Annotated in this window: 4 protein-coding genes; 2 read left to right on the top strand and 2 right to left on the bottom strand. The window is 66.1% G+C overall.

Translation table 11 applies throughout. From position 1 onward, the window contains the following. Positions 1-111: 111 nt before the first annotated feature. The gene (locus ACFY3D_RS29765; RefSeq protein WP_389985307.1) at positions 112-1,524 is read right to left on the bottom strand and encodes an LVIVD repeat-containing protein; all 1,413 of its coding nucleotides are present in this window, start codon (positions 1,522-1,524) and stop codon (positions 112-114) included. Between the two features lie 402 nt (positions 1,525-1,926). On the opposite strand from ACFY3D_RS29765, the gene ACFY3D_RS29770 reads away from it, so the two are divergent. Then, positions 1,927-2,586 carry a DUF305 domain-containing protein gene (locus tag ACFY3D_RS29770; RefSeq protein ID WP_389985310.1) on the top strand — a complete coding sequence of 220 codons (660 nt, stop codon included), beginning with the start codon at positions 1,927-1,929 and terminating at the stop codon, positions 2,584-2,586. Positions 2,587-3,051: 465 nt separating this feature from the next. On the opposite strand, the gene ACFY3D_RS29775 is transcribed toward ACFY3D_RS29770, so the two are convergent. Beyond that, positions 3,052-3,693 carry a DUF305 domain-containing protein gene (locus ACFY3D_RS29775; RefSeq protein WP_389985313.1) on the bottom strand — a complete coding sequence of 214 codons (642 nt, stop codon included), beginning with the start codon at positions 3,691-3,693 and terminating at the stop codon, positions 3,052-3,054. Positions 3,694-3,998: 305 nt separating this feature from the next. On the opposite strand from ACFY3D_RS29775, the gene ACFY3D_RS29780 reads away from it, so the two are divergent. Next, positions 3,999-5,786 carry an LVIVD repeat-containing protein gene (locus tag ACFY3D_RS29780; protein ID WP_389985316.1) on the top strand — a complete coding sequence of 596 codons (1,788 nt, stop codon included), beginning with the start codon at positions 3,999-4,001 and terminating at the stop codon, positions 5,784-5,786. The last annotated feature ends 148 nt before the right edge of the window (positions 5,787-5,934 follow it).

Genomic DNA, 5,934 nt, shown 5'->3' on the forward strand with positions numbered 1-5,934 from the left:
GGTGTGCCCTTTTGTTGGGGCCCCCGGGGGGGGGGGGCCCGGGGGGGGGGGCGGGGGGGGGGGGGGGGGGGGGGGCGCCCGCCCGCCCCCCCACGACCGTCACGTCAGAGGTCAGTGACCCTTGTCGGGCTGGTAGGAGTCCTGGGTCTGCGGGTTCAGGTCCTTGAACTTGACCTTGTCCGCCTTGTCGAGGCGAGCGTCATTGATCTTCAGAACGTCAAGACCAAGGTTGAAGTCGCTGCCGTAGACGTGGCCGTTGTAGTAGTACGCCGACCAGAATCCACCGCTGAGCGGGTTGGCGCTGTCAGGGCCGCGTTCGAAGAAGGCGATCTCCTGCGCGTTGGCCGAGTCGGTGAAGTCGACGACCGAGATGCCACCCTGGTACCAGGCCTGGACCATGATGTCCTTGCCCTTGACCGGGATGAGCGAGCCGTTGTGCGCGACGCAGTTCTCATTGTCGGCCTGGTGGCGGGGGATCTTGAAGTAACCCTTGAAGGCGAACTGGCCGTCCTCGATGTCGTAGTAGGCGTTGGCGCCGCGGTTCGGGCCGATCGCCTCGTTGCAGGTGGCCGCGCTGCCGCCGCCGAGCTCGTCGGTGAAGACGACCTTGGTGCCCTTGTTGTTGAACGTCGCCGAGTGCCAGAAGGCGAAGTTCTCGTCGTCACGGACCGTGGCGGTGACCTTCGGGTCGACCGGGTTGGAGATGTCCATCAGGATGCCCTCGCCCATGCAGGCTCCGGCGGCGATGTCCTTCTCCGGGTAGGCGGTGATGTCGTGGCAGCCGCTCGTCGCCGAGGTGCGGTAGGGGTACGGCAGGCTCTCGCCGGGGTTACCGCCGTCCGGGAACAGAACCGGCGTGGCGACGACCGCGGCGGCCTCCGGGTTCTTCACCGGCACCTTGATGATCGAGATCTTGTCGTGCGGCGGCTGGCAGTCGGGGAACGACGCGTTCGGGCTGTAGGAGGAGACGTAGACGTAGACGTTCTTCTTGTCCCTGCCCTTGCCGGGGACGAGGGTCAGGGTGTGCGAGCCACAGTTGGTCTCGACCGCCTTGACGTACTTGGGGTTCTTCTTGTCGCTGACGTCGAAGATCCGGACACCCTCCCACGACTCCTTGATCGCGGCGCTCTGGCCGACGCTGCTGCAGGAGTCGTTGTTGCGCGAGGAGTCGACCGCGGCGAAGAGCAGGTCGCCATGGACGGACAGGTCCATCTGGCCGCCGGGGCAGACCACCGAGCTGACCACCGAGGTCTTCTTCGGGTTCTTGATGTCGTAGATCGAGAAGCCGCTGTAGTTGCCGACGAAGGCGTAGTCGCCCTGGAACGCCATGTCGGTGTTGATGTCTGTCAGGTTGGCCGGCTTGGGCACGTTGGTGACGTGCTCGACGTTCCCGCTCTTGGCGATCTCGCCAGGCGCCGGGATATCAGCGGCCTGCGCGGGTACCGCGGCCAGAACCGTGGCGACGGCGAGGCCGGCCACGAACAGGAAGCGACCGGTCAGGCTCTTCCCTGGGGGGGTGGACACTTTGTACCTCCTAGCTGCATGCACTGATAAAGCGTGCATAAATGTCTGAATCGTTCATCCTGCGCGGCCGGTCAGGCAAGCCGTCACAGTGTCAGCAACTGTTTCCGACATGCAGTCTTTACGAACACCACCCGGAGGCGTTACGGTCTTGCGGCACTGGACATACAGCCCGAAACACCCCACATCGCCCGCGCGACGTCTCCCTCCTCATATCACCCCGACCCGTTAGGGTTGGGGTGATCCGCAGCGGACATGATGGACGTGGCGTTCCCGCCGGGACAGGGCGTGCCGCGTTCGCGTGGATGTTCACGTGGAGCTTGAGGCGTGCCCGGTCCGCGGATCGCGGATCCGGCCGGGCCCGGAAGCCGACAGCCCCGGCTCCCGGGCCGCGGAAGGACGGTAATGGACATTCACGAAGGAGGCCGGGTGCGCGTCGCGCTCATCGCCGTGGTCGCCGTCCTGTCTCTCGGCGCGTGCACCTCGGAGCCGGAGGCCCCCGCGATCCCCGAGGCCGCCGCTTCGGCGCCGGTGATCGTCCCAGGCAGGCCGGGTGAGGTCGCCAGGACCGTCGGCCCGAGTGAGGCCGCCACGCTCGTGCCCTCGCCCACCGTGAACGCGGCCGACGTGAAGTACCTCCAGGACATGATCGTCCACCACCGCCAGGCCCTCGACATGGCCACCCTCGCCCCGACCAGGGGCGAGCACACCAGGCTCAAGGGCCTCGCCTCCCGCATCAAGGACGCGCAGGGGCCGGAGATCCAGTTCATGACCACCTGGCTCCAGCAGCAGGGACAGCGGGTTCCCGAACACCATGCCGGGCACGGCGACATGCCCGGCATGGCCACGCCGGAGCAGATGGACGCGCTCAAGGCCGCCTCGGGCAAGGACTTCGACCGGCTCTTCCTCCAGCTCATGATCGCGCATCACCAGGGCGCGCTCACGATGTCCGAGCAGGTCCTGACCTCCGGCTCACACGTGCGGGTCGAGGAACTGGCCAACGACATCTCGGTCACCCAGAGCGCCGAGATCCGCAGGATGCGGGAGATGCAGGCCGAGCTCTGACTCGCCCCTTCGTGGACGGCTCGCGAGGATCGCGCCGTCCTTCGCCTCCGCCTGGCACCACCCCTGACCACGCACCCGGCGCGGACCGCCGTCGCCATGACCGTACGTCGCAGCCCTGCGGCAGGGTGACCAGCGTCTTGATCGGACCGGCCCCGGCCGTGAAACAGGCATAGAACGAACACGGAACGGATACGAAAAAAGCACGAATCGGCGAATCGGCGAATCGCCTGCACCGACAATCAGACTGACAAATCATGACTTTGTCAGAACAAAATTTGATTCACCTCTTCACTTGATCCTCAGAAAAAATTTACAGGCCACCTTCTTTCCTGTTCGCCCCCGCTTGGGCGACGGTCAATACCAAAGATCGGTGACCATTGTCCTCGCCGTCGAAACAGCCGCCCGTCCACGCCTTTCCGCCCCCTCCCCGGGCGAACGCGCCCCGGCCGGGAGGGGGAACGACGATCAGCCGGAAGCGGGACCGCCCAGCTGGGCGAGGAGCTTCCGCATGCGGTCGATCTCGATGCGCTGGTCGGCGTCGACGTGGGAGGCGTAGGTGAAGATCTCCGTTTCCTGGCCGCCACCGTCGGCGAACAGCTTCTCGACCATCTGGAGCGCGCCCGTGTGGTGGATGATCATGTATTGCACGAAGAGCCGGTCGAAGTCCTTGCCCGTGGCCTTCTTCAGCTCGGCGAACTGCTCCTCGTTCAGCATCCCGGGCATGAGCTCCCCACCCGCGCCGGAGTGATCGTGGTTCGCGTCCGGCACCTTCTGGTCGCGGTCCTGGAGCCAGCGTCGCATCAGCGCGACCTCGTCCTCCTGGGACGCCTGCATCCGCTGGGCGATCAAAGTGATGTCCCGGTTCTTGCTGCGGGAGGGCACGAGGTCGGTCATCCGCAGCGCCTGGGCGTGGTGCGGGATCATCCCCTGCATGAAGAGCACGTCGGCGGCGGTGAACAGGGTGTCCGCGACCGTTGGCATCGAGGAGGCGGCGAGCGTCTGTCCGCGATCTCCCGGGGCTCCCGGTTGAACGATCACCGGAGCGGCCGACGCCTTGGGCGACTCCGTGGTGCATCCGGCGAGCATGCCGACCGCGATCACAAACATGCTTACATTTCGCCATTTGGGCAGTGAAGTCATTATGTGAACCTCTTGCACCCTTCTAGGTAGCGGCCATCCGGAACAGTAGATATGTCAGGGTATAGAACATCAAGGCCGCTTCCGTTACAGTTCGGCGTGTAACACCAAAGTGGATCTCCCCCCCAGCTGGCGTCACAAAGAGGCACCGGCAGATCCCGGGTCGCCCTTCGCGATAGATCACCTAGGGAGGGGATGCCCGAAAGAAAGGGAAGCGGCCCGTGAGAGGTAGCCGTTCGGCGCGTGGGGGACGTGCCAGACTACAAAAGCTCGGGATGATCGCGATAGGTGCGGTGTTGGCAGGACTCCTGCCGGCCACGGCCTCCGCGGCGGCCGACGTCGACCCCCGCATCGGTCTTGGTGCCGGATGGTTGGACGCCCAGGAAGCCATCAGCAACCTGGAGAAGACCGCGCACCTGGACAGGCCGGAGGGCTTCTACACCCCCTCCAACCCAGGTAGCGGCTCGTACCTCAACTCCGACCTGGCGTTCAGCGGGAACTACGCGTTCTCCGGTAACTACAACGGTTTCAACATCTACGACATCTCCACGGGCAGCACGCCCGTTCTGAAGACGTCGGTGGTCTGCCCCGGCGGGCAGGGCGACCTGTCGGTGCAGGGGAACCTGCTGTTCATGTCGGTCGAGGAGACCCGCGGTCGGATCGACTGCGGCACCCAGGGGGCCACCGGAACCGTCAACCCCGACCGGTTCCGCGGCGTCCGTATCTTCGACATCAGCGACATCGAGCACCCGACGCAGGTGGCGGCGGTGCAGACCTGCCGTGGTTCGCACACGCACTCGCTGGTGACGAGCAAGAACGAGCCGGAGAACCTGTACGTCTACGTCTCCGGAACCTCCAGCGTGCGCTCCGGCCAGGAACTCGCGGGCTGCGCCAACACGGCGGCGACCGACCCGGCCACCTCGCTGTGGCGGATCGACGTCATCCGGGTTCCGCTCGCCGCTCCGCAGAACGCCGCGGTCGTGAGCAACCCCCGGCTCTTCACCAACGAGGAGACCGGCGCGATCAACGGGCTGCAGAACACGCCGCCCACCCCGCAGCACCCGGCCGGCACCAACTGGTCGCCGTCACCGGTCACCAACCAGTGCCACGACATCACGTCGTACCCGGAGATCGGTCTCGCCGCCGGTGCCTGTGCGGGTAACGGCATCCTGATCGACATCTCGGACCCGACGAACCCGAAGCGGATCGACGCGGTCTCCGACCCCAACTACGCGTACTGGCACTCGGCCACCTTCAACAACGACGGTACGAAGGTCGTCTTCACCGACGAGTGGGGCGGCGGCTCCGGTGCGCGCTGCCGGACCACCGACCTGCCGTCGTGGGGTGCGAACTCGATCTACGACATCGTCGACGGCAAGCTCGTCTTCAGGAGCTACTACAAGCTCCCGGTGCCGCAGACGACGGCGGAGAACTGTGTCGCGCACAACGGGTCGCTCATCCCGGTCCCCGGTCGTGACGTCATGGTCCAGGCCTGGTACCAGGGTGGCCTGTCGGTGTTCGACTTCACCGACTCCGCCAACCCCAAGGAGATCGCGTTCTTCGACCGCGGCCCGGTCAACGCGTCCTCGCTGGTCACCGGTGGCTTCTGGTCCGCCTACTGGTACAACGGCCACATCTACGGTAACGAGATCGTGCGCGGTTTCGACACCTTCAAGCTGAAGCCGAGCGAGTCCCTCACCCAGGCCGAGATCAACGCCGCGGCGGCCGTGAAGACCGACAGGATCAACCCGCAGAACCAGACGAAGTTCACCTCCGGTCTCTCGGTGGGCCTCACCGCGCAGGCTCGTTGCGTGGGTACCACGGCGCACCTGGCGGTCACGGCCGTCAACAACGGCACCGTGCCCGCCGACATCGCCCTGTCCACCGCCTACGGTTCCAAGACGTTCGCCAACGTGGCCCCGGGCAAGCAGGCCTACCAGTCCTTCAACACCCGGACCGGACAGCTCGCCGCCGGCACCGCGACCGCCACGGGCGCCGCGACCATCGGCGGCCAGGCGGTAACCGCCGACCACGACACCGCCTACAACACGCTCAGCTGCTGACCCGACCTCAACGGCGACACAGCACACCCCCTTGAACGTCGCCACTTTCAACCGGGGCCGGCCGACAGACCGGCCGGCCCCGCCCCCCATAAACGGAGCAAGCCCATGAAAACCACCCGCACCACCAGGGTCATCGCCGCGTCCCTGC

Source organism: Streptosporangium sp. NPDC000509 (genome assembly GCF_042898365.1).
Taxonomy (GTDB): domain Bacteria; phylum Actinomycetota; class Actinomycetes; order Streptosporangiales; family Streptosporangiaceae; genus Streptosporangium.